Annotated in this window: 24 protein-coding genes and 1 pseudogene; 17 read left to right on the plus strand and 8 right to left on the minus strand. The window is 35.2% G+C overall.

Features of this window, described 5'->3' with window-relative positions:
• Positions 1-3: 3 nt before the first annotated feature.
• Positions 4-534, plus strand: coding sequence for a peptide-methionine (S)-S-oxide reductase MsrA (gene msrA / locus O7776_RS09695; protein WP_420802163.1), 531 nt, complete (start codon positions 4-6; stop codon positions 532-534).
• The gene (gene msrB, locus O7776_RS09700) at positions 534-962 is read left to right on the plus strand and encodes a peptide-methionine (R)-S-oxide reductase MsrB (RefSeq protein ID WP_274310383.1); all 429 of its coding nucleotides are present in this window, start codon (positions 534-536) and stop codon (positions 960-962) included. Before msrA ends, msrB begins: the two co-directional genes overlap by 1 nt.
• Before the next feature lie 46 nt (positions 963-1,008).
• Here the strand turns inward: msrB and O7776_RS09705 are convergent, their stop codons facing one another.
• Positions 1,009-2,661, minus strand: coding sequence for a methyl-accepting chemotaxis protein (locus tag O7776_RS09705; protein WP_337999468.1), 1,653 nt, complete (start codon positions 2,659-2,661; stop codon positions 1,009-1,011).
• 229 nt (positions 2,662-2,890) lie between these two features.
• Between O7776_RS09705 and O7776_RS09710 the strand changes: the two genes are divergently transcribed.
• Positions 2,891-3,115: a YozE family protein gene (locus O7776_RS09710; RefSeq protein ID WP_274310385.1), complete on the plus strand. Its 225-nt coding sequence runs from the start codon at positions 2,891-2,893 to the stop codon at positions 3,113-3,115.
• 195 nt (positions 3,116-3,310) lie between these two features.
• On the plus strand, positions 3,311-4,018 hold the full coding sequence (deoD, locus tag O7776_RS09715) for a purine-nucleoside phosphorylase (RefSeq protein WP_274310386.1): 708 nt from the start codon (positions 3,311-3,313) through the stop codon (positions 4,016-4,018).
• Positions 4,019-4,465: 447 nt separating this feature from the next.
• Here the strand turns inward: deoD and O7776_RS09720 are convergent, their stop codons facing one another.
• Entirely contained in the window at positions 4,466-5,014 is a 549-nt protein-coding gene (locus O7776_RS09720) for a DinB family protein (RefSeq protein WP_274310387.1), read from the minus strand.
• A gap of 167 nt (positions 5,015-5,181) precedes the next feature.
• Here O7776_RS09720 and O7776_RS09725 point away from each other — a divergent pair.
• The 4 genes and pseudogenes from O7776_RS09725 to O7776_RS09740 form a co-directional block, all read left to right on the plus strand.
• Positions 5,182-5,304, plus strand: a pseudogene (locus tag O7776_RS09725) (purine-nucleoside phosphorylase); the annotation flags it as partial.
• Positions 5,305-5,892: 588 nt separating this feature from the next.
• Positions 5,893-7,224, plus strand: coding sequence for a stalk domain-containing protein (locus O7776_RS09730; RefSeq protein WP_274310388.1), 1,332 nt, complete (start codon positions 5,893-5,895; stop codon positions 7,222-7,224).
• Positions 7,225-7,933: 709 nt separating this feature from the next.
• Entirely contained in the window at positions 7,934-8,353 is a 420-nt protein-coding gene (locus O7776_RS09735; RefSeq protein ID WP_274310389.1) for a pyridoxamine 5'-phosphate oxidase family protein, read from the plus strand.
• A gap of 409 nt (positions 8,354-8,762) precedes the next feature.
• Positions 8,763-9,251 carry a metal-dependent hydrolase gene (locus tag O7776_RS09740; protein WP_274310390.1) on the plus strand — a complete coding sequence of 163 codons (489 nt, stop codon included), beginning with the start codon at positions 8,763-8,765 and terminating at the stop codon, positions 9,249-9,251.
• Between the two features lie 208 nt (positions 9,252-9,459).
• Here the strand turns inward: O7776_RS09740 and O7776_RS09745 are convergent, their stop codons facing one another.
• The 4 genes from O7776_RS09745 to O7776_RS09760 all read right to left on the minus strand — a co-directional run bounded on the left by O7776_RS09745 (position 9,460) and on the right by O7776_RS09760 (position 11,823).
• Positions 9,460-10,065 (minus strand): kinase, encoded by a 606-nt coding sequence (locus O7776_RS09745; RefSeq protein ID WP_337999469.1) that lies wholly within the window; start codon positions 10,063-10,065, stop codon positions 9,460-9,462.
• Positions 10,066-10,209: 144 nt separating this feature from the next.
• The gene (locus O7776_RS09750; RefSeq protein WP_420802164.1) at positions 10,210-10,527 is read right to left on the minus strand and encodes a hypothetical protein; all 318 of its coding nucleotides are present in this window, start codon (positions 10,525-10,527) and stop codon (positions 10,210-10,212) included.
• Positions 10,528-10,786: 259 nt separating this feature from the next.
• Positions 10,787-11,263, minus strand: coding sequence for a DUF4871 domain-containing protein (locus tag O7776_RS09755; protein WP_274310392.1), 477 nt, complete (start codon positions 11,261-11,263; stop codon positions 10,787-10,789).
• A 356-nt stretch (positions 11,264-11,619) separates the two neighbouring features.
• Positions 11,620-11,823: a DUF4083 family protein gene (locus O7776_RS09760; RefSeq protein ID WP_274310393.1), complete on the minus strand. Its 204-nt coding sequence runs from the start codon at positions 11,821-11,823 to the stop codon at positions 11,620-11,622.
• A 298-nt stretch (positions 11,824-12,121) separates the two neighbouring features.
• Between O7776_RS09760 and O7776_RS09765 the strand changes: the two genes are divergently transcribed.
• From O7776_RS09765 to O7776_RS09775, 3 genes are all read left to right on the plus strand, one after another.
• Positions 12,122-12,751: a GNAT family N-acetyltransferase gene (locus tag O7776_RS09765; protein WP_274310394.1), complete on the plus strand. Its 630-nt coding sequence runs from the start codon at positions 12,122-12,124 to the stop codon at positions 12,749-12,751.
• 72 nt (positions 12,752-12,823) lie between these two features.
• The gene (locus tag O7776_RS09770; RefSeq protein WP_274310395.1) at positions 12,824-13,150 is read left to right on the plus strand and encodes a nucleoside triphosphate pyrophosphohydrolase; all 327 of its coding nucleotides are present in this window, start codon (positions 12,824-12,826) and stop codon (positions 13,148-13,150) included.
• 371 nt (positions 13,151-13,521) lie between these two features.
• Positions 13,522-13,986 (plus strand): RND transporter, encoded by a 465-nt coding sequence (locus O7776_RS09775; RefSeq protein ID WP_274310396.1) that lies wholly within the window; start codon positions 13,522-13,524, stop codon positions 13,984-13,986.
• Between the two features lie 127 nt (positions 13,987-14,113).
• Here the strand turns inward: O7776_RS09775 and O7776_RS09780 are convergent.
• A protein-coding gene (locus O7776_RS09780; RefSeq protein WP_420802120.1) for an IS3 family transposase occupies positions 14,114-15,255 on the minus strand; the annotation gives its coding sequence in 2 pieces (ribosomal slippage) (positions 14,114-14,982 and positions 14,982-15,255; 1,143 coding nt in all).
• Between the two features lie 330 nt (positions 15,256-15,585).
• On the opposite strand from O7776_RS09780, the gene O7776_RS09785 reads away from it, so the two are divergent.
• The 5 genes from O7776_RS09785 (at position 15,586) to O7776_RS09805 (ending at position 21,627) form a co-directional block, all read left to right on the plus strand.
• The gene (locus O7776_RS09785) at positions 15,586-16,428 is read left to right on the plus strand and encodes a DUF6612 family protein (protein WP_274310397.1); all 843 of its coding nucleotides are present in this window, start codon (positions 15,586-15,588) and stop codon (positions 16,426-16,428) included.
• 173 nt (positions 16,429-16,601) lie between these two features.
• Positions 16,602-18,101, plus strand: a complete 1,500-nt coding sequence (locus O7776_RS09790) for a lmo1851 family serine protease (protein WP_274310398.1) — start codon at positions 16,602-16,604, stop codon at positions 18,099-18,101.
• A gap of 61 nt (positions 18,102-18,162) precedes the next feature.
• Positions 18,163-19,062: a CobW family GTP-binding protein gene (locus O7776_RS09795; RefSeq protein WP_274310399.1), complete on the plus strand. Its 900-nt coding sequence runs from the start codon at positions 18,163-18,165 to the stop codon at positions 19,060-19,062.
• A gap of 178 nt (positions 19,063-19,240) precedes the next feature.
• A complete protein-coding gene (locus tag O7776_RS09800; protein WP_274310400.1) occupies positions 19,241-20,134 on the plus strand; it encodes a CAP domain-containing protein in 894 nt (297 codons plus the stop codon).
• Positions 20,135-20,550: 416 nt separating this feature from the next.
• Positions 20,551-21,627, plus strand: coding sequence for an undecaprenyldiphospho-muramoylpentapeptide beta-N-acetylglucosaminyltransferase (locus tag O7776_RS09805; RefSeq protein WP_274310401.1), 1,077 nt, complete (start codon positions 20,551-20,553; stop codon positions 21,625-21,627).
• 32 nt (positions 21,628-21,659) lie between these two features.
• Here O7776_RS09805 and O7776_RS09810 read toward each other — a convergent pair whose 3' ends face one another.
• On the minus strand, positions 21,660-22,208 hold the full coding sequence (locus O7776_RS09810; RefSeq protein ID WP_274310402.1) for a GNAT family N-acetyltransferase: 549 nt from the start codon (positions 22,206-22,208) through the stop codon (positions 21,660-21,662).
• 396 nt (positions 22,209-22,604) lie between these two features.
• Between O7776_RS09810 and dapF the strand changes: the two genes are divergently transcribed.
• Positions 22,605-23,561, plus strand: a complete 957-nt coding sequence (gene dapF / locus O7776_RS09815) for a diaminopimelate epimerase (protein ID WP_274310403.1) — start codon at positions 22,605-22,607, stop codon at positions 23,559-23,561.
• The last annotated feature ends 1 nt before the right edge of the window (position 23,562 follow it).

Here is a 23,562-nt window from a genome sequence, read left to right on the forward strand (position 1 = left end):
AATATGGTGACATTACAAAAAGCAACATTTGCAGGTGGCTGTTTCTGGTGTATGGTCAAGCCGTTTGATACGCAGCCTGGCATTATTGAAGTTGTATCGGGCTATACAGGTGGACATGTTGAAAATCCAACATATGAGCAAGTGTGTAGTGAAACAACTGGCCATTTAGAAGCCGTACAAATTACGTTTGACTCAAGTATCTATCCATACGAAAAATTAGTAGAGCTGTACTGGACATTGATTGACCCTACCGATGCGGGTGGGCAGTTTTATGATCGAGGAGAATCGTACACAACAGCAATTTTTTATCATGACGAGGTACAAAAGCAAATTGCAGAGTTATCAAAGGCAAAGTTAGAGGCAAGCGGTAAATTCCGTGCACCAATCGCCGTGAAATTATTACCTGCAAAACCATTTTACGAAGCAGAGGACTATCATCAGCATTATTATAAGAAAAATCCTGCCCATTATGAGCGTTACTCTGTAGGCTCAGGACGCGCTGGATTTATCGAACAGCATTGGGGGAAACGTTAATGGATAAAAATGAACGCTTAAAACAGTTAACAGATATGCAATTCCATGTGACACAAAATCAAGGAACAGAACCACCGTTTCGCAATGAGTATTATGATGTTTTTGAAGACGGGATTTATGTTGATATCATATCAGGCAAAGCACTGTTTAGCTCAACAGACAAATTTGATGCTGGCTGCGGTTGGCCTTCATTTTCAAAACCTATTGATGCTCCAGAGGTAACCGAACATTTTGATACTTCACATGGTATGCGCCGTGTGGAAGTACGCAGTAAAACAGCGGATTCTCATTTGGGACATGTATTTCCAGATGGCCCGCGTGAATTAGGTGGTTTACGATACTGCATTAACTCAGCATCGTTACGCTTTGTGCCAATTGGAGATTTAGAAAAAGAGGGCTACGGGGAGTATCTTTCATTATTCAAATAAAAAAACTCGCTCTTGTTGTGAAATTCACAATGAGAGCGAGTTTTGCTTATGTTTTAAATTCAGCGACGACACTGCGTAAATCATCTGCTTGTGCTGCGAGTTCAACCGCAGAGGCATTGATTTCTTGCATGGAGGCCGAACCTTGCGTAGCAGCTGTAGCACTAAGTTCTGTATTTGCTGCAGTATTCTCAGCTATTGCTGAAACATGGATGAACGAAGAAGTAACATCTTGAGAATGTTTTAATGTTTGTTCGATTTGAATGACCATATAACTTAAAATTTCCGATGTTTTCTCCGTTTGCTGCAAGATGTTGTGTAAAGATTCGGTTGTTTCGTTCGTTACTTCCACACCGCGAATTACTTTTTGAACTCCGGTTTCATTTTGCGAGATAATAGAGTTAACCTCAGTTTGAATGGAACGAACAATTGATGAAACTTCACTAGCAGCCAGCTGTGATTGTTCAGCTAGCTTACGAACTTCTTTTGCGACTACAGCAAAGCCTCGTCCATGTTCACCAGCGCGTGCAGCCTCGATTGCCGCGTTTAACGCTAGGAGATTCGTTTGTTCAGCAATTGCTGTAATTGTACTGATAATAGACGTTATATCATCTGATTTACGCCCTAAATTTTCAACAGTTGCCGAAGTTGAAGCCATTGTTTCCTCGATTTCAAGCATAACATTGGAAGATTGCGTGACTGAATTGCTTCCTAAGTGTGCCGATTGTTGCATCGCTGTAGCTGCTAGTTGTACTTCTAATGCTTTGTTGTTTAGTTCGTGCATCGAAATCTCAAGCTTATTCATTTCGTTGGCTGATTTACTAATGCTTGTTAAAATTTCGTTGCTGTCACTGGCGATATCTAGTGTTGAGTTTGCTATTGAGTCAATAGTGCGAGCATTTTCGTCTGCTAATGTCATTAACCCTTGAGAGCTGCTAGATACGTTTTCCGCTAGGTTAGACACACGTTTCACAAGCTTTGATATCGATTCGATTAAAATATTTGTTGAATATGCGATTTGTGAGAATTCATCTTTCGTTTTTACTTCAACGCGACGTGTTAAATCACCACCGGCTTTTGCAATATCTAAAATCGAGTGATAAATAGCATTTGTATTACGGCGAATAGATTTCCATAAAATATAGCCTAAAGTCACGGTAATAAATAAGGCGATCCCTGAAAGTACGAAAAACGAAATTTTCGAAGCAAGTGCAAACTGCTCAAGATCAGACAAAGTTTCCTCGTTACGCTGTTGTAGCATTTCAATAAGTTTAGATGTATTTTCATCGATATAGTTTTTAAAGCTTTGACTTCCACTTGTTTTAAACATTATTGCCGCATTTTCATAACCATACTTTTGACGTACTTCTATCGTCGATTTAGAATAGGATAAGTAATTTGTATAAAATTGCTGTATTAGCACTACTAACTTTAATTCCTCCTCTTGATTTTCAAGGGAGCTTTGTATCGTAGATAAATTAGCATTGATTGTTTCCTTTAAATCTTCGTAGGATTTTAAATGATAATTATCACCAGTGATGATATAGCCTTGTTCATGGCTAGAAAGCTTGGCAATATCAGTGACTAAGGTGTTAATGAGCATTTGCTGTTCTAAATTTTCATCTGCGAACTCTCGTAGGTTATTTTGCAAATTCGTAATATTGATGTACGATAAAATTTGCATAGCAATTATAATGGTCATCAAAACTGAAAAAGCGAGGACAATTCTTCCTCTAATGAGATGAATAAATTTGAAATTGGATTTTTTGCTTTTTTTCTCTTTTACATTTTTGGCTTCTATAGGTATTGATTTTTTTCTTTTAAGCAAAATAATCACCAACTTTCTGAAAAATCAATTTTTTAATATTCTACTACATTGAGGCTATTATTACACTATAAAATGGAAAATTTATAAAATAGGGGGAATTTTATTGAAAAAGTCATTTTATCATTATACTTTGACGTTTAGAGGGGGAGATTGGGATGACAATAAAGTACGTTTTGCGGAAAGTATGTTTATAGATCATGGGTTTCCGAAAATGTCTGAAGATTTTCAAGAACTATCTGACTATATAGAAATGCAATCTGATGAGTATTTGACAACAGAAGCATTCGATTCGCTGTGGGCACTGTACGAGCTGAAATTCCAATATTAATTTATTATTTGCAGAATTTAAAGAACAGTGTGTATATTAGAATTAAAATAAATCGTTTGAATAAATCAAAGTGAGATTAAGAAGTAGTGAACAAAAATGTTCGATTTTTTCAATGAAGAAAGACGTCTAACGATTGAATATTTATACGAAACCGTTTACAATTAAATAGAATGATGATGAAAAGAGGTTATATAAATGAGTGTTCATATTAGTGCCAAACAAGGCGAAATCGCAGAAATCGTTTTATTACCAGGAGATCCGCTACGTGCAAAGTATATTGCTGAAACGTTTTTAGAAGACGTAGTACAATACAACGAAGTACGTAATATCTTAGGCTACACAGGTACTTACAAGGGCAAACGCGTATCAGTTCAAGGTACGGGAATGGGTGTACCTTCTATTTCTATTTACGCTACAGAGCTTATGCAAGAATACGGTGTACAAAAATTAATCCGTGTTGGTACTTGTGGCGCGATTCAAAAGGATGTAAAGGTTCGTGACGTAATCATCGCACAAACTTCATCTACTGACTCGAATTTAAATCGCATTATTTTCGGCGGCAACCTCGACTATGCACCAACTGCAGACTTTGATTTATTATTAAAAGCTTACAACGCTGCAAAAGAAGCAGAATTAAATGTACGTGTAGGTAACATCTTCACGGCAGATATGTTCTATTCAGATGAAGAACAAAATGAAAAATTAGCACAATACGGAGTACTTGCTGTTGAGATGGAAACAGCTGCACTTTATACTCTAGCTGCGAAATTTGGACGTAAAGCATTAACAGTTCTAACAGTATCTGACCACATCATTACAGGTGAAGTAACAACTTCTGAAGAACGTCAAACGACTTTCAATGACATGATGGTAATTGCATTAGAAGCGGCGATCCAAGACTAGTCATAGCAAGGGTTTGTAAGATGGGTATTTTTAACAAGCTTCCAAAAGTGCCCATAACCTAATTTAAAAGTGCCTAACAAGTGAAAAAACTTGTTAGGTGCTTTTTATTTTAGTGTGTCAAACAAGGTGCTTGCTAGTTCCTTTTACTTCATTGTCACATGAGAATACGTGTTTAATGTTTCTTATGGTTAATAATGGTTTAAAGTCATACTTGTTTAAGTATGACTATTTTTATTACCAAAAGCTCAGTGCAAAACACATGAACCGTAATGATGTGCTAGTTATGGATGATTGGTTACTAGGATTAATCTCACAGAGCGATTCTAAGAAGCGTTCCTGTAAGTGTGTGAAGGGAGAGCATTACAAAAGGACTTGCATATATAGAGCTTATTCATAAACACAAGTCCTGTCCTTATTATCTAGTAATATCATTATTATAAGTCAATATTAATGTAAGTTATAATATTTTTTGCATAATAAAAAGTGTTGTTTTTCATGTATACCTAATATGTTAATACATTGAATTAAATTTGGATAATGTGCTATTGGGTCGGGGTAACGTATATGTCCAGCTACGTTATCGCTAATATTAGAAAGCATTTTTTCTAAATACCTAGTTTCAATATCTAGCTCGTTTACTAACCATTTAAATGAAATTTTCTCTTTAATATTCTTTGGTGGCACTAAAACAAAAGGTGCTTTCATAGGTTTATTATGTTTTTCTTTATATTCAGTAAATATATCGTCACTTTTAATGTTGTACGGCTTTCGACTTCTTATAGTAGCAATAGGCTTAGAAATCGGTATATATGATTTGTTTAACTGTCTAAATAGTCTAATCATTAAATATAAATGATAATAGGTTTCTCCAAAAGACCACTTATCCTCTTGAGGTCGTTCCCATTCTTTATCTTTAAAATCTTTGAGCACATTAGCAAATTCTTCTCGTTGCTCATAGATGATGGTGAAATGATTTTTCATGTAACTACTTTCCATAACGTCTCCTCTGAATATAATCTAATGTTTATTTATCATTAGTATAGTGTAACACATTTACAAATATTGGGGTATAGCTGTGTGGATCACTAATAAAAAAGATTGACTGTTCCCACATGCGATATGACAAGACTAATCGGCTCGTTATTAATCTACTGTCATATCAAGCATTAACTGTTCTAACAGTATCTGACCACATCAATACAGGTGAGGTAACAACTTCTGAAGAACGTCAAACGACTTTCAATGACATGATGTTAATTGCGCTAGAAGCGGCGATTCAAGTCTAGTCTTAGTAAAGGTTGAGAGACTCTAAATTTTACATAGGGACTAAAAAGGGGTTTTAACCTTTGAAATTTCCATTTGATGCCTACTAAACGAGCAATTGTTTAGTGGGTTTTTTTAGTAAAATGAATCAAATAAAGAGGTTGCATTTTGCTTCAGTTCTATTGAGATATGAGAATAAGTGTTAAGGTTGTTTAAACCATAATTTATAAGCTTTGGAAAAGAAGCAACTCTTAGTTGAAATTAAGTGTGTAGTAAAGCTCAACCGCTTCAATTATTGAACAACAATCATAGCAAGCTCGCAGTGCCATTTAACGAGCCTGTAAGAGTTGATAGATTTGGCTTGTGCTTTTTCAATGGACTTTAGGAAACTTACTTATTTCACAAAAAGGTAAAAATCCAACAATCACTATTTACAACCCTTTCACCGAATCAACATTAAACAATATTTGTAAGAAATATCATTTTTCACTTAATACTGTTAAATAAAAGAAACATTGGATATTACCCCTATCTCAAATATTTGGTTTATGTTAACATATATCTGAATCTCTAAAATTTAGGAAATATGAAAGGAAGTGTAATAATCAGATATGAAAAAGATATTGAAACCATTGATTAGTGTTATTGCGATTGGTGCCATTTCTCTATCTGTCAATACAGATAAAAATATATCTGCTAATAATATTGCAAATACATGTGAGTATGATTCGGCATCGAAAGGAAACCCTGATTATTCAACAATGAACTGTTTGTTAACCGAAACAGCATTGATTTATGATGTTCCTCCTGAAATTGTGAAGGCAATAGCGGAAGGTGAAAGTGGAAATTGGCGTCATTTCGATCAAAATGGTAAGGCGATTGTGACCGCTGATAATGGAATTGGCATTATGCAAATTACAAATCAAGCCGACTACAATCAAGATAGACTAAAAAGCGATCTTGTCTATAATATTCAAGCGGGTGTAGAGACTCTAGATAAAATGTTTAAGCGGAAGGATTTACCTAGCATCAACGGTGGAGAAAGAGATGTACTGGAGCATTGGTACTTCGCTGTCATGGCTTATAACGGTACGAAGCCAGTCAATAGTCCAATCATCCAAGCAACTGATGAAAGAAATGCCAATGCCTATCAAGAAAAGATTTTCGGAATCGTTGAAAAAATGGGGTTAATTGACTTGGAAGTGCTACCATTTTCAAGTGAAGATTTTCAATATGACTCGAACAGCAAGGAAAATATTAAATTTTCATCGATGAACTATCCTTTTGAATTACCATTAACAAAATCAAAGCATGCCTTTGAAACAAATCAAAAAGTTAATACAACAACAAATGCAAATTTAAGGTCAAGACCTACTACGGATAGTCCTTTATTGGATACTTTACGTGAAGGTGAAACGATTACCATTACGGGTCCTTTTGAATATGATGAAGTATCAACGAAGAAAAACCATTTTGTTTGGTATCCTGTGAAAAGAAGTGACGGGACAAAGGGGTATGTAGCATCAAGTTATTTAAACGACTCAACACCAACACCAAAGCCATTACCTCCAGTTACCTCTGCAAGTAATGACGTAGTAGTTGTCGATGGTGGGAAAGTAGTAAACGGCAGGACACTTGTGCCTATTCGTGTAATTTCCGAAGAGTTTAATTCAAAAGTAGATTGGAATCAAAAGTCAAAAACAGTAACAATTAATGACGGTACAAGCGAAGTTGTTTTAACTGCAAATTCTAAAAAGATTACAGTTAATGGTCAACCAAAGATCATTGATGTTCCAGTTCGAGTTGAGAATGGAAAGACTCTCGTTCCTTTAGTTGTTGCTAGTCCAAGCGGATCAAAAGCTTCATGGGATCAGAATAAGAAACAAGCTAGTATTTCATTTAATGGCAAAACTGTTATAGTCAATGTCAATCCTAACAATTAAAATTAATCTAGCCTATTAACTAACGAGAGAAAGTTAACGCTTTTCTCAAAAGCTGACCATATCTTAACAGGTAAGGTAACAACTTCTGAGGAACGTCAAACGACTTTCAATGACAGGTTGCTAATCGCACGAGAAGCAACAATCCAAGTCTAGTCATAGCAAGGGTTTATGAGGTAAGTATTTTTAACAAGTGCCCATAACCTATTTTAGGAGTGCCTACAAGTGAAAAAACTTGTTAGGTGCTTTTTATTTTAGTGTGTCATCAAGGTGCTTGCTAGTTCCTTTTGTTACATTGTCACATGCGAATACGTGTTTAATGTTTCTTAAGGTTAATAATGGTTTGAAGGCATACTTGTTTAAGTGTGCTTTTTTATTACCAAATTCTCAGTGCAAAACACATGAACCGTACTGAGGTGCTAGATATGGATGATTGGTTACGTGGATTACAGGTGGGGTAAAAACTTCTAAAGAACATCAAACGACTTTCAATGACAGGATGCTAATAGCACTAGAAGTTGCAATCCAAGGATAGATAGGAAACATACGAGCGAAGTAAGCCACTCTCCTTTATCTTTATCATCAAGAAGTGGATTTATCAAAAGATGCTTGTTTTACTATCGTTACTTCCAGCGCTAATTTTTCAAACAAACCTGTTTAATATGGATAAGGAAGGGCAAGTTAATAGTGTAACTTGAAAGGATGGGGTGAAATGACTTCTGTACGTGATGAAATACTAGAAGTATTAAATCGTGAAAAAATTGGAACGATGGCAACTGTTCGGAATGGAAAACCGTATTCTCGTTATATGACATTCAAACATGAGGACTTTGTGTTATATACGGTCACAAGTAAACATTCTGAAAAAGTAGAAGAACTGCAACAAAATCCGTATACACATATTTTATATGGCTACGAAAATGGTGGATTTGGTGATGCTTATGTAGAAATCGAAGGCAAAGTGACAGCGTTTGAAGATGAGAGCATAAAAAACAAGCTTGCTGAAATTTTTTCTAGCATTTTTATTGGTACAAAAGATGATATGTTAACGCTGAAAATTGAACCGATTCGTATGCGATTGATGAATAAGAAAGGCGAGCCACCTAAAGAATTAGAATTTACAGCTAAATAGGTTTAAGTGTATCAATTTATTCATAAAATTATGCGATGCCTAGACATAGTGAGAAATGCGCTTGCATAACAATAACTATCTTAGTATGTTTTTCTGAATTTTCATGCATCTCAAATGAATTATAAACATGCGACATTGCTTTCATTAAAGGTCATTTTTACTTATAACAAGGAAAATGCTTTTATAAGGAATGTTAAGGAATGTCGTATGTTTTTTTCTGTTTCTCTCAAATGTTTTGAGCATAATCTCTACCATGGGTTTAACAAATCTTACTGTCATTTAAGATATTCGATGATAAATATTGATTTGCTTGTGAACGTACGTTTGGAATGTATGTTCTCTTTTTGTGTAAATTATGATAAATTTAAAGTGTAATATTTATTTTATAGGCAAGGAGAATTAAAGACGAATGCTAGGGAACACACACATCATAGGAGGCATCACAGCAAGTCTTGCTTTTGCACAAATTTCTAATGAAAATCCCCTCATATTGGTAGGGGCAGGTATTGTCGGTGCACTATTGCCGGACATATGCCACGGTGGGAGTAAAATGGGGCGGACATTTCCCATTAGTTCGAAAATTGTCAATAAACTTTTTGGACATCGATCTTTCACTCATAGTTTCCTCTTTCTATTTTGTGTAGCGGTACTGATGAATGCTTTCGTACCTTATAAGGCATTCACAATAGGGCTGCTCTTAGGAATGGTTAGTCATTTTATTCTTGATATGGGAACGAGACAGGGAATTAAGTTATTTTTTCCAATAAATTTAAAATTACGTTTCCCCATCACGATCAAAACCGGTGGCAAAGTGGAAAAGTATATTTTCGCTGGGCTATGTTTGTTATCGTTGTATTTTGGTTTTGAAGTAATTATTGGAATTGTGAATATTACGTAAAATCAACCCTGCATGTGGATAAATTCATGCAGGGATTTTTGTTATTCCAAATTAAACAATTAGTATCAAAGGAGGGAATGGTAAAATTGATTGTGGTTAAAACTGGTTGGAATATTAGCCAAAATGGGCATAAAAAAAGTATGAACAAGATATGAACATGATGTGAACTGCGCCAAATTGGTTAGGCTTTTTATTATAAATGTCTCTATCAGTAGTGCATGATTGTATGAGCTAGCTCAAAAGGATTTTGCATTTTTAAATAATAGTCTTCTGCTACCCAATATCTATTTTGGTATTTTATTAATCGTTCTTCTAGTTTACCGATGTATGTGTCACGGTGAAGTACCCGCTCATATCTCACTTCTTTAGGGCAGTCAAGGAAAATTATATAATCGTAAAATGCTTTCCATTCCTCTCTCAAAAGAAATATCCCCTCTATGATTACTATGCTTTTAGGTGGTATTTGAATTGATTTGCTTATCAGAGTATCTTTATCTTTGTCGTAAAACGGCAAGTGTAACTGCTTTTCGTTTTGATGAAGTTTTTTATATAAATGTTGTTTTAGATAATTGGTATCCCATTGTAATTGATAATATTCAAACCACTCATCATGACCTGTGTTATATCTCATTTCTCTCTTAACAATATGGTCGTCAATATGAAGAATCACTACATTTTCAATTTCACTTTTTAATTGGTGTACAATCGTAGTTTTTCCTGCACCACTTAGTCCGTCGATTGCAACAATAAATGGTCTATCTAAGTAATGCTTATTATATTCCTCTTCTATTTTTTGTTTCAAAGTATCGTACATTTCCAAGTAAATTACCTCACATAAAATTCTATAAAAGGAGCAAGCAGTAGGATGTAATAAAAAGACTAGTGATTTTGTATATGAATCAAAATCACAAGTCTGATTCTTATTGAATAAAAGCTATCTATTATGGAATAGAGTTTTTTATAAATAGCTATTCTTTTCATTCCCATAAATTTCATAAGCGAAATAACCAAATAGAAAGCCAATTCCTGAACTGAAACTTAGTGTGGGTAATAATGGAATTGAGAAAAACATGCTAAGAATCAAACCTATTATGCAACCAAAAAGCATTCCCAGTGGTATTAAACTGTCTAATAAACTTTGAGCTGCTTTTGATTGTTTCTTCCCCAATTTCCCTTGCTTCTGTTTATGTTCAAGCCTTTTAATAACAAAGACCGCAATGCCTCCAACGAATCCCAGCGGTAGAACAATACCAAATAGTTCTATGAAAAACTCCAAGCCGTATTCTCCTTTCGTTTACATCCTATTGCATTAATTGTGGAATATTCAGTTATTTAATTAAGTGTATCATAATAGTAAATTTTAGGGCGGTATGAATGTGTTGGATAGCCGAAATGATTGCCAGTAATAAAGCCATGTGTGAAGCTACTGCAGTGATTGAAGATGCATAATAAAAGGACTTACATACATGAAAAACACTTATACTTGCAAGTCCTATCATTATTTATCATTAGTACCTATTCCTTCAATAATCCATTTATTTCTGATGCACTTTTACATAAATACTTCCAAATAATCTATCTCCAATGTAAGCATCTAACTTCCACATTCCACTTTTAAACAACGTCATATTTGTTGGAATGTGATGATTTGCGTCATTATTAGGGCTAAGAAAAGAAATTCTAACTTTTGGAACAATTATTATTTCCTCATTACTGTTTTCATGAGATCCTAAAACTTCAAAGTTACCAGTCAACTCGTCTTCATTCCCCCATAAATGCCACATGTACTTTTGTGTTTTATTTGGATAGAATCTACTTTCTTCATTATCATCGTAAAGAAAGCCTAAATGCCCTTCTTCGCCAATCATTGTATAACCGCCTGATTTAAAAAGGGGATTTTCATGCCAATTGTTTTGAATAACTTCTTCTTTTAGTGGCTCTTCGTTATTACAGCCTGTCACTACTAAAGATACAACTGTTATAAAGATTAAAATTACAGTTTTCTTGATCATTAAATAACACCCCATCTTTATATCTCACGCACACTTCAAAACTAAATTTAATCAACTAGAGGGAAGCAGGTACTCTCTCTACCTATAACTTAATATACGTATAATTTAATTGAGCTAGAAGGGGAATCATTTGAGTTTTCCTAATGGAACTCATTTACGGATATTAAGCTATATATGTGTGAGATTATAAAACAAGCTTGTAAGCAATCGAGATTTTACTTGTTGGAAAGTTGGTCACCTGAAACGCTCTCAGGTCGGTTTGAGAACATAACAAAAGGACTTACATATATGAAACCCAAACATACACGCTAGTGCTATTATTATTAAACAGTATTGCACGTTAGTTGAAATACGAACTACTCTTTCTCTTTTAATAGTGAAATTATCTTTTCATTTTGTTCTATTAGCATATCGAGTTTATTTCCAATCTTATTAGCATTATTACTTTTTACTGAAGAATTAATAAGTAATCTTCTTATAAAAAGAGTAAAAGAAATAAAAAATAAAATAATTAGACCAAATACAGCGACTATCGGGATAAATTGTAGAATTGCTTCCATTGTATTCCCTCCTCATGTTTCATATTAACCAATAAAAGATTTAATGCCTTAGTTATTAATCGTTTAGTTCAGTGTAACATATTTACAAATATTGGTGATTGGCGAATGATAAGGCTAATGGGGCAGGATAAATGTGCGAAATGTTTCTAGCTTAAATTGAAATGGTCACATTACTAAGGAAAGGGCTAGAAAGTATTATTAGAACTGAACAATTAGATTTAAGAATGAAGGGGATTCAGAAATCTTTATTGAATCAATATAACAGGAATACATTTACTAAGAAAAGGACGAGACTCATATGAAAATACAAAAATATACACCAGAATATGAAGATAGCTGGCTTCGTTGTAGAGTATTAGCATATTTATATACATCTTTGTACGAAGATGTTGAAACGTCAAAACCAACATTTGAAGGGCGTCCATCCATTGAGTTAATAGCAATAGAAGATGGAATTGTAGTCGGGCTGCTAGACATGGTACTTGATACAGACGAATTAAAAACATCATTTTTAGCAAAAGGCTTAGGTGCGTTTTTAAAAGTCATTGCTGTTCATCCAGATTACCAATCTAAAGGAATTGGACGGAAATTATATGAAACGGCTCTAATAGAACTCGAAAGTACTCCTATTGAATTCATAGAATTGTACACACGGGGAGATGAACAAGCTAATAATTTTTATAAAAAATTAGAGTTTGAGTTATTTTTAGAAACGTATGACGTATTTGGAGTGGAAATAGGATTAAGTAAACCTATTTCTATAAATGGAATAGAAAATAAAAAGCTTATGGCAACATATGAAAACGGTGAGACGTGTGATTATATCCTAGTCGATGGTGTATATGAAGTATACGATTTAAAAGCACTAGATAACATTGACTATGACCGTTATTACCCAGCACGAGGATATTACAAAAAAATAAAATAATAAGTACATACGTAAACTGGATAGAATACATTTAGTTGGACACAGTTTATATAGTATAAGGAGCTAAAAATTATGCCTGTGTATAATAAGTTAGTAAGAGATAAGATTTTAGAAATTATCGAAGCAGATGGGTTAGCTTATAACGCACGAATATTGGAGCGTAATGAACTTTTATATGAAGTTAAGGCGAAAATGATTGAAGAAGCTAAAGAGTTTCATACGGCAAATAGTACTCATGAGAGCGTTGAAGAATTAGCTGATGTATTAGAGTTAGTACATACAGCTCTTAGTACATTAGGTGTGACCTTTGAAGAACTTGAAGAAGTGCGGCAGCAAAAAAAGGAAATACGTGGAGGCTTTGAAAAAGCAATTTACTTGATTGATATAGAAGACAAGTAATTTGTGTCAAAGATTTTGTATATGAATAGTTACTTGGATAATAATAATTCTTTAGAATCTAGTTTCCGTTTGAGATACTTGTTTGGTAGGAATGGTGCTATTCAAGAATAGTCATAGCAAGGGTTTAAGCATTACATATTTTCAAAAGGGACATTAACTTATTTTATTGACCATCCAAGCTCACTAGACAATAATTTGTTAAGTGGGCTTTTTTGTGGATGGGAATATATAAAATTTTCCAGTGTAATCCACAAAATAATGATGGCTTGAAATGAATCGCATCGGCTGTATACGCTATAAAAAATATTATTAATTAGATGTTATGGAATTTCACTCTTCATCAAATAATGATGGAGAAGGAGATGAAAAAAATGAGTAAAGAAGTAGGGAAAATATTTGTAGAAAGATTAACGACGAATAGCGACCCATTATCAAATATTGTGACCGTTCACCTTTTTTGTGAAAATGCGATTAACTGCTTGATAAAAGCAAGGGGAATCGGTGTAGAAGATTTTTCTAAAAGAAATAGAGGAGAAACCTACATCCCTATATTAGATTCAAATTATTCTACAAAATTATATTTTGTATACTCAATGGGTTTCATTGATCAAAAACTGTATGATAATTTACGGTTGCTCAACCATTGGAGAAATAAAGCAGCCCACAATATACATGAAGAAATAAAAAAGTTACCCATGGATTTTCATATATCGAGCGATAATGAGAAGAAAATTGCTCCTGAATCCACTGAAAATGAAATAGTGATTGGTGTCGCTTTTGCAACTTATGTTGAATTACATAAGTTTATTGAAGAACATTACGACATCAAATTATAAGCTTTTGTAAAAGTATCATGCAATCGAATTTGCCAAGCTTACAATTATAAAAAATACCGGTTCAACTTAGAAGCCCTTTACAATAAGGCACTGACTACCCTTTTTGAGACAAGAATAAAACACCCTTTTATGCAGCCAATTGACGGTATTGAACCGGCGATTGGCTGTTTAGTTTCGTTTGAATACGGATATTGTTATAATAAGTAATGTATTCTTCGACAATCTGTATCACACGTGCGTTCGTTGTGCGATAGATATCGTCGAGATAGAACGTTTCAGACTTTAGCGTGGAATGAAACGATTCGATTGGGGAATTATCAGCTGGCGTGCCTTTGCGGGACATGCTCATGGTAATTCCTTTTTCTTTGGCTGCTTTTTGATAAGCATAGGATGTATAAACGGAGCCTTGGTCACTATGCAGAATGCATCCTTCTGGTAGCTTAGGCAATTGATAGAGCGTATCCAACACAAAATCAGTGTCTTGTTTGATACCAGTAGTTTGTGCCACAATTTCGCCATTGTAGACATCGAGAATACTAGAAAGATACATCATCGATTGTCCAAAAGGCAAGTACGTAATATCCGTGACTAGCTTCTCCATAGGCTTAGATGCTGTAAAATCGCGTGCTAATAAATTCGGTGCGACGTATGCTGGCTGCCCGGTACGCTTCCGTTTCTTCACCTTTACTTTACATTGCCAACCATATTTTTGCATAACACGCTGCACAGTCTTCCTACAAACTCCTGGGTACAGATTAGCAATCTTTCGATAACCATATCGAAATTTATTCTGTTTGCACAAGTCGCCAATCTGCTGATCTCGAATCTCCTTTTGTGTGGATTGATCCACATCCTTTCTCCAACGATAGTATGACGAGCGACCTACGCCTAAATGACGACAGATTTCACCAATTGGCATAACATCTTTTAATTCTTCAACTAATTGAAGTACTACTTTTGGCGCCACTTCCCTTCCAATTCCGCGTACTTTTTTAAAACTTCAATCTGTTGTTTCAACTCTAGATTCTCTGCCTGTAGCTTGGCTGTCTCACTTTCAAATTCCGGTCCTTTGCCGAAGGCATATTGTTTACCAACTGGTTGTTTAAGACGGTGCATTTCACCATTTCGATACCAATGCATCCATCGCTTCAACTGCGTATAGTTTCGAATGTCCAATTCTTCCATTACTTCTTTTACCGGTACGTTAGCCATTCGCATTTCAATTGCCTTCATTTTCACTTCTACTGGATAACTGACTCTTGTTCCCATAGAAAAACACCTCCACATTGATTATTTCAGGTTTAAGTCCCCGTTATTCAATGAAAGGTGTTTTTATTTGTCTCATGTTATTAGGTCAGTGCCTAATGTGTAGAGGGCTTTTTATTTGCGAGAAGATCTTAGTAGATGAAAAGAAGGTTACTCCCAAGCTTTTGCATTTTGAGAAAAGAAGTTATTAAAGAAACATCTTACATAATTCAATGGTGTAAATTGTTCAGTCTATACAATTAAACTGTAATAAATTTCACGTCTCCGAAATACGATAATAATCTACGAAACCGGGTATTTTAGTGTACGAATTATAGAAAAGGAGTTGGCGTTTTGAAGAAACGGTACTCTCTCGCTATATTGGCGTTGGTTGTGTTTGTACTAGCTGCATTTGGTTATTTTGCGAAATTACTTATTGAAACTCACGGAGAATCAAACTTAACACTCCAACAGGTTTATAAAAAAGCAATGAAGCGTCAACATACATTGAAAAATGTACATGCTGATGTTGATATGGAACAACAAACGGAAATGACTGTGGACGGGGTAACAGTTCATTTTTCAACTTCTTCTGATTTAGTAATGGAAATTCAGCAAAAACCAATGGCGATGTATACGAAGGGAACGGTCGCGATGGAGATGGAAGGCGAATCGATGGAAATGCCAATGGAAATGTATATGAGCAAATCTGATGGCTTTTATTTATTAACTGGTGAAGAAAATCAATGGTCCAAAATTCCAAAAAACGATTATGATCAAGTACTTGCGCAAACAGGAGCAAAACCTGATGCGACAGCCCAGCTAAAAAAATTGAAGCGGTTCACTAATGATTTTGAATTCAAACAAGACGATACGAGCTATTTCCTAACACTGAATTTGGAAGGGGATAAATTTAAAGAATTTATTGTCGATCAACTTGGTTCGGTAATTGAGGGAACAGTTGAAATGACGAGTGAGACAGTAGAAGCTATGTCGTTCGAAGACTCGAAATATGAGCTTGTTATTAACAAAGATACTTTTGATACAAACGAGATTCATATGGATATCACCATATTAATGGATATTGAAGGCCAGCTAGCGCAAATTAAAAATGATGCATCTATTAAATACTCGAAATTTGACGAATTAGATGAAATTACTGTACCAAAAGAAGTAAAGGACAACGCAGTTTATTAATAAAGATAAGCAGTGCAGCAGTGTAAATTTACTGAAAGGCACTGCTTTTTTTCATTGAAATAAAAAACCATATAAAAAAGTTGGCGTCTATTCTTTTCTAGTGGCTTGGAAACTGCTATTATTGGTATATGTGTGAATCAGTCATGGCAAATATGAGAGTGGTGAAAATTTAAATGGATGATCAAAATCAAAATGGGCTACAACCCGAAAACAACGAGCAGCAAGTAAAAGTAAAACCTGCGGGGAAATATTTACGCATGAAGCCATTTGCGTTCATTATGCTCATTTTTTTAACAATTTTACTTACAGCAGGTTTGACAATCTTTGCGCTTACGTTTGGTGAGCAAAAAGTTGTTGAAGTAAAAGTTCCAGTAGAGCGTACAGAATTTAAACAGCTGTATGAAGCGTATGATGCATTAAAAGAAAAGTACTATGAAGATATTGATGAAGATCAAGTAATTCATGGTGCTATCAATGGATTATTCGATGCATTAGGCGATCCATATTCTGATTATATGGACAAAGAAGAAGCAACATCGTTCAACGATAGCTTATCATCAAGCTTCCAAGGCATTGGTGCTGAGATATCAGAGCGAAACGGTTATATAATGATTGTTTCACCGATCAAAAACACACCTGCTGAAAAAGCAGGATTGCAGCCTAAAGATATGGTACTTTCAGTAGACGGCAAAAGCGTAAAAGGCTTGAGCTCTACAGAAGCGGTATTATTAATTCGTGGCGAAAAAGGTACTGAGGTAACCTTATCTATTCAACGTGGGGAAGCAGAACCGTTTGATGTAACAATCGTACGTGATGATATTCCAGTTGAAACGGTATATGGTGACATTGACGAAAATGGTATCGCACACTTCCAAATTACATCATTTAGCGAAAATACAGCAAAAGAGCTTGAGAAGCTACTTGAAGAATTTGAAAAACAAGGCATGACTTCAATCATTTTAGATGTTCGTCAAAATCCAGGTGGTTATTTAAAAGCTGCGATTGATATTTCAAACTTGTTTGTTGAATCTGGCAAACCAATTGTCCAAATTCAAGAAAAAGGTCAAGAACCATCAATTGTTGCGGCGGATAACCGTACAAAATACAACTTGCCGATCACGGTATTAATCGATGAAGGTAGTGCGTCAGCTTCGGAAATTTTAGCGGGTGCGTTAAAAGAATCAGTTGGTGCAAAACTTATTGGTTTAACATCATTCGGTAAAGGCACAATGCAAGAAGTTGTTTATATGGAAGATGGTGCAAACCTTAAATTCACAACAGGTAAATGGCTAACGCCAAATGGTAACTGGGTGAACGAAAAAGGAATTAAACCAGACGTAGAGGTGAAATACCCTGATTATGCGTCATTACCTTATATAGATCCTTCACAAACATTTGAAGTTGGGGCAACAAATCCAATGATTCAAACAGCAGAACGTATATTAGAAGTGCTTGGCTACACTCCAGGTACAGTCGATACAACGTTCACGGAAGAATCAGCGGACGCGTTAAAAAAATACCAACAAGATAATAAATTTGAAGCAACAGGCGTATTAACGGGTGAAACAACGTATGCGTTAATGGATGCAATTAGCGAAAAGCTAAAAACTGATGATCCACAAATTTTAAAAGCAAAAGAATTACTAGGTACTACTGAAGCAACAAAAGAATAAAACTATTGGGCTGGTCTTGGGTATATCCTAAGCCGGCCCATTGTGTTAAGGACGTGACGATATGAAAGATGTATATTTATTTAGCGGATTTTTAGGGAGTGGCAAAACGTCGATGTTAACGGATGTCATTCGTCAATTGAAGGAAGCCGGTTTAAAGCCAGCTGTTATTATGAACGAGCTAGGAAAACTGCCATTTGATTCGCAAGCAGTAGAAGAAGACGTACCATTAAAAGAAATGTTGGAGGGTTGTATTTGCTGTAGCGGCGCTGAAAAAACGGAGGCTCAAATTCAATCATTATTACATGACCAAGAATTTGATGTATTAATTATTGAAACAACGGGCGCAGCTCACCCAGTTGAAGCATTAGATGCCGTGTATTCACCGTTATTTGCTGATAAATTAAATATTAAAGGCATTGTCACTGTAGCGGATAGTAAACTATGGCTAGACCGCGCAAGTTTAACTCCTCAAGTGCGCTCGTTATTTATGGAGCAAATTCGCCACGCGCATTTACTACTAGCAAACAAATCTGATTTATTATCAGAATCAGAGCAAGCGCAAGTGGTATATGAATTACAAGGTTTTAACGCAAAAGCATTCATTTTACAAACGACGAATGGGCGAGTGCCATTAAAGCTTTTACAAAACATGCAGTCAACTGCGCAAATTACAAAAGATGATATCGTGTCAGCACGCATTGGCGACAGCTTTAACTTAGGCTCACGTTTAATTTCGTTTCAAACTAGCTTCACCCAAGAGCAGTTCGAAAACTGGGTACGTAGCTTACCAGAAACGGTGTATCGTATGAAGGGGTATGTGCAAATTGAAGGTGTTAAAAACCCGATGCTATTCCAATATGCTTATGGAATGGTGCAATGGCTGCCAGAATACGTGAAAATGGCGCCGAATTTAGTGATGATTGGAGAAAATATTAAAGACGTTACGATAATTGGTGAATAGTCGTCAATAGCTTTTTACATGAAAGTGTTGCGTAAGTTGGATAAATTTACGTAAATTATGTTCGAATAAACCCCTAAAACAAGGCTTATAGATTGGTAGTTGGACAACTTACCAATTTATAGGTCATTTTTTTTTGATATTTGCGTTTACGATGAAATCACGAAAGGAGATGTACCAAATGAAAAAATCAGTATTAACATTTTGTACAGTATTACTTTTAGCAACGCAAGCACCCGTTGCAAATGCAGAGGGGGGCAAAGCTGAAACTGAAGCTAAAGCGAAATACTTCCAATCGGCTTCTGAATATCAATTGCAAATAAATGCAGCTAATTTTAAAATTCAATGGCCATTCGAAAATATTAAAATCGGGGATTTAGAATCGATTATAAAGACATTACCAAAACCGGAAGTAAAACCAGTACCGAAACCGGAAACAAAACCGGAAGTAAAACCAGTACCGAAACCGGAAACAAAACCGGAAGTAAAACCAGTACCGAAACCGGAAACAAAGCCGGAAGTAAAACCAGTACCGAAACCGGAAACAAAGCCAGAAGTAAAACCAGTTCCTAAACCGGAAACTAAACCAGAAACAAAACCAGAAACAAAACCAGAGCAAAAACCAACAACGCCACCAAATCAAGTGACTGATTCAGAAAAACCAAATCAGCCAGATAATAGTACAAATGATTCTGATGTTGCTGCGATTGAAAAGCAAGTAGTTGAATTAACGAATAAAGAACGTGCGAAATTTGGTTTACCAGCACTTCAAATAGATCAACCATTAATGGCTGCTGCTCGTGAAAAATCTCAGGATATGAAAGATAAAAATTACTTCTCTCATACTTCGCCAACATTCGGTAGTCCATTCGATCGTTTGAAAGCGTTAGGTATTTCTTATAAATCAGCCGGTGAAAATATTGCAAAAGGTCAAACGAGTGCGGCACAAGTTGTCGAAGCATGGATGAACTCAGAAGGCCACCGAGCAAATATTTTAAATAAAGACTTTACGCATATTGGTGTTGGTTATGTGAAGTCAGGTAATATTTGGACACAACAATTTATAAAAAAATAATTGTATTGCCTACCCTCTATTTAGGGTAGGTTTTTTATATGAAAAAAACGACTCAATAAATAATATTATCCATATAATAATTTTTTTGCTCTATTAGAAAATATGAATATACGGATATCAAGTTTACACTTGTGATTTTTAGATGAAATGTTTTCTAAGTTCATGAAATATGCTACAATAAACAGAGTAGTTCATATGTTTAAAATGAAATATTGTTTGATTTCACTAGGAGCTTATGTTTATACATAACTAATTCCTAAATTTAAAGAAAACATTACTATCATAAAAACATATCGTTACTTGATAAATTAATTATATAAATATAGTAAGTGACATTATGACAATAAAAGAAAATGCATGAAAAGCAATGATGTTGCATAAAATTGAATACTCATATTGTTTGTTAGGAGAAACTTATGAAAGCAAAATCAATTATTTTAACCGGTGGGGGTACGGCTGGGCACGTCTCGTTAAATGAAGCGATTATCCCATCATTAATCGAAGCAGACTATGATGTGCATTATATCGGATCACATGATGGCATCGAAAAAGAGTTAATCGGCAACGCATTCCCTGAGTTACCGTATCATAGTATTTCAAGCGGGAAATTACGTCGTTACTTTTCGATACAAAATTTTACGGATCCATTTAAAGTGTTAGTCGGCATAGGGCAAGCATTTTCAACTATTAAAAAGGTAAAGCCAAGCGTTATTTTTTCTAAAGGCGGCTTTGTTTCAGTACCGGTAGTGATTGCTGCAAAATTAGCGAATATTCCCGTCGTTGTTCATGAATCAGATGTAACACCCGGATTAGCAAATAAAATTGCCCTGCCATTTGCATCGCATATTTTTACGGTATTCAAGGAAACGGTCAAACATTTGCCAAGTGACAAAGCGACCTGTACCGGCTCGATTATTCGCCAGCAGTTATTTGAAGGCAATCGCGAGCAAGGACTTGCCTGCTGCGACTTTACAGCAGATAAAAAAGTGCTACTAATAATGGGCGGAAGCTTAGGATCTGTTGTAGTAAATGATGCTGTGCGTGAGAACCTAACGAAATTACTTGAAAAATATCAAATCATTCATTTATGTGGTAAAGGGAATATAGATTCGTCTTTGCTAAATTTAGAGGGCTATCGACAGTTTGAATATGTAACGGATGAATTACCTGATTTGTTATATGCAGCCGATTTCATTGTATCACGTGCGGGTTCGAATTCGATTTTTGAATTTTTAGCTCTTCATAAACCGATGCTATTAATTCCATTATCAGCTGCAAAAAGTCGTGGTGACCAAATTTTAAATGCTCGTTTATTTAAGCAACAGGGCTTTGCGCATGTACTTGATGAAGATACGATGACAATAGAGTCATTTTACAAGGCGGTGGAAACACTAGTAGCCAATGCCGATGAAATGATCGACAAAATGCTAGATGTAGAACAGCCAAAGACACCGTCAGAAATGGTTTCATTAATCACACAATACGAAAAATAAAAATCGCCGAGGCAAAATGCCTTGGCGATTTTTTACATTGCTTGCTCTTCGTCTTCGCTTTGCGTGTAAGCAGTTGTTAAGTAGAACAAGTCTTTTGGGATTTTAAATAGGAGAAATTTCGTCTCTCCTTGATTGATTTCATTAAATAATGATGGGTTTGAGTGCTCAGCATCGACCACATAAGGTAATTTTAGCGCTGCAGCTTGAGAGCGACCGTTTTCTTTGCGAATGCGTAAAAATACCGTATTAAAATTATAGTCATAAAACAACTCATTTAAAAAAGCTAACTTTGCTTTTTGGTTGTAGCCAAAGCCTTGGAAAGGTTGCCCGATCCAAGTGCCTAAAAAACCGGCACCATCTTGAATATCAAAAATACTAATTGTACCGATTGGCGTACCCCATTCATCGATAATCGTTCGTGATATTGTTAAGCCGTTTTGCTCTTCTTCCATTAACTGCTTCGTCATAAATAAATATTCTTCGGCAGATGTTGCTTTTTGACGTACGTAAGGAAACACAGACGGATGACGTAGTAACTCGTACAGTTCTGCAGTTTCGTGTAGTTCTCTTTGTTTTAACATGAGAAACGCCCCCTTTTAAGAAGAAAATGGTAGAGCCTAATGCGAAAATTAAAAAACCTAATTCAAATGGAAATGAAAAAGGTTTTATATCCAAAGGCAACGGTCATTTCGAACTTGATTCAACCTAAAAGAATCTGACGTTAAACTATTTGTACGTTAGTCGTATGTCTCGCTCTAAACTAGACTATGAAAAGCAATATCGAAATAAAATTATTATCTACATTTTATTATAATAACTTCTATTTATGCAACATTCAAGCTCGAAAAAAACATATTTTTCTCATTAATTGCATATTAATTCTGAATAATCTTAATATTCTCTTCTTTATTGTCATAAGTAATTTTTACGAAGTATAATAAACTAATCGATAGAGTAAAGAGGGAGCGTTTAAAACGATGAAACTACTAAAAGTACATGGCTCAAGCAATACATTTTATTTATTCGAAGCATTATATGATAATGAAGTTAATTATGTGCAATTAACAAAGTGGCTATGTGATAAATCCAATGAAGGTGGTGCAGATGGATTATTGTTAGTCCTTCCATCACAAATAGCTGATGCAAAAATGCGGGTTATTAATGCAGATGGGTCTGAAGCGTCTATGTGTGGCAATGGACTTCGATGTGTTGCCCGTTATGTTTGTGAAAAACTTGGTGTTGAAGAGGCGGTAATTGAAACGATGCGTGCCAACTTACATGTGAAAAAAGCACAATCGATTTTTGAAGAGCTGCCAACCTATGCAGTCGAAATTTCACCCGTATCATTTGATTTAAATACATTGCCGATGCACTATGATGACAAAAACCAAATTCGTCATGAAAATTTAGCGAAGTTTTCAGACGATATCTTATTTACAGCTGTATCAGTGCCAAACCCACATTTAGTAGGGATTGTCCAGTCTTCTCATATTATGGATACAACTCATCAACAACAACTGGCTTCATATTTGAACGGGAAAAATGAAATTTGTCCGGATGGGGTAAATGTGTCCTATGTTTATCCGATTTCTGAGCATGAAATTTTCGTTCGTACATATGAACGAGGTGTAGGCTTTACTAATGCATGTGGAACAGCAATGACAGCGTCTGCTCTAATTGCCAATGTGGAGAATTATGTAAGTACCGAGGTTGTGACGGTATACAATCCTGGTGGCTTCGTTCAATGCAGCGTTAAAATGTGTGAAAATCAATATGAATTATTATTAATCGGCAATGCGACAATTATCGGATATTACGAAGTGGAATCTAAAGCGGATAAATTTGAATTTATAAATTGTTTTTTAACAAAGGAACCGTTACAATATGAAAAATGTAATATTTATGTAAAAGAAAAATTAGGACAATATATTTAGC

The organism is Solibacillus daqui (genome assembly GCF_028747805.1).
Classification (GTDB): Bacteria; Bacillota; Bacilli; order Bacillales_A; family Planococcaceae; genus Solibacillus; species Solibacillus daqui.

Excerpts from the sequence above, each read along its gene's own strand:
- msrA (WP_420802163.1), top strand. The coding sequence starts at position 4 with ATGGTGACATTACAAAAAGCAACATTTGCAGGTGGCTGTTTCTGGTGT.
- msrB (WP_274310383.1), top strand. The coding sequence starts at position 534 with ATGGATAAAAATGAACGCTTAAAACAGTTAACAGATATGCAATTCCAT.
- O7776_RS09705 (WP_337999468.1), bottom strand. The coding sequence starts at position 2,661 with ATGACCATTATAATTGCTATGCAAATTTTATCGTACATCAATATTACG.
- deoD (WP_274310386.1), top strand. The coding sequence starts at position 3,311 with ATGAGTGTTCATATTAGTGCCAAACAAGGCGAAATCGCAGAAATCGTT.
- O7776_RS09720 (WP_274310387.1), bottom strand. The coding sequence starts at position 5,014 with ATGGAAAGTAGTTACATGAAAAATCATTTCACCATCATCTATGAGCAA.
- O7776_RS09730 (WP_274310388.1), top strand. The coding sequence starts at position 5,893 with ATGAAAAAGATATTGAAACCATTGATTAGTGTTATTGCGATTGGTGCC.
- O7776_RS09735 (WP_274310389.1), top strand. The coding sequence starts at position 7,934 with ATGACTTCTGTACGTGATGAAATACTAGAAGTATTAAATCGTGAAAAA.
- O7776_RS09740 (WP_274310390.1), top strand. The coding sequence starts at position 8,763 with ATGCTAGGGAACACACACATCATAGGAGGCATCACAGCAAGTCTTGCT.
- O7776_RS09745 (WP_337999469.1), bottom strand. The coding sequence starts at position 10,065 with ATGTACGATACTTTGAAACAAAAAATAGAAGAGGAATATAATAAGCAT.
- O7776_RS09755 (WP_274310392.1), bottom strand. The coding sequence starts at position 11,263 with ATGATCAAGAAAACTGTAATTTTAATCTTTATAACAGTTGTATCTTTA.
- O7776_RS09760 (WP_274310393.1), bottom strand. The coding sequence starts at position 11,823 with ATGGAAGCAATTCTACAATTTATCCCGATAGTCGCTGTATTTGGTCTA.
- O7776_RS09765 (WP_274310394.1), top strand. The coding sequence starts at position 12,122 with ATGAAAATACAAAAATATACACCAGAATATGAAGATAGCTGGCTTCGT.
- O7776_RS09770 (WP_274310395.1), top strand. The coding sequence starts at position 12,824 with ATGCCTGTGTATAATAAGTTAGTAAGAGATAAGATTTTAGAAATTATC.
- O7776_RS09775 (WP_274310396.1), top strand. The coding sequence starts at position 13,522 with ATGAGTAAAGAAGTAGGGAAAATATTTGTAGAAAGATTAACGACGAAT.
- O7776_RS09790 (WP_274310398.1), top strand. The coding sequence starts at position 16,602 with ATGGATGATCAAAATCAAAATGGGCTACAACCCGAAAACAACGAGCAG.
- O7776_RS09795 (WP_274310399.1), top strand. The coding sequence starts at position 18,163 with ATGAAAGATGTATATTTATTTAGCGGATTTTTAGGGAGTGGCAAAACG.
- O7776_RS09800 (WP_274310400.1), top strand. The coding sequence starts at position 19,241 with ATGAAAAAATCAGTATTAACATTTTGTACAGTATTACTTTTAGCAACG.
- O7776_RS09805 (WP_274310401.1), top strand. The coding sequence starts at position 20,551 with ATGAAAGCAAAATCAATTATTTTAACCGGTGGGGGTACGGCTGGGCAC.
- O7776_RS09810 (WP_274310402.1), bottom strand. The coding sequence starts at position 22,208 with ATGTTAAAACAAAGAGAACTACACGAAACTGCAGAACTGTACGAGTTA.
- dapF (WP_274310403.1), top strand. The coding sequence starts at position 22,605 with ATGAAACTACTAAAAGTACATGGCTCAAGCAATACATTTTATTTATTC.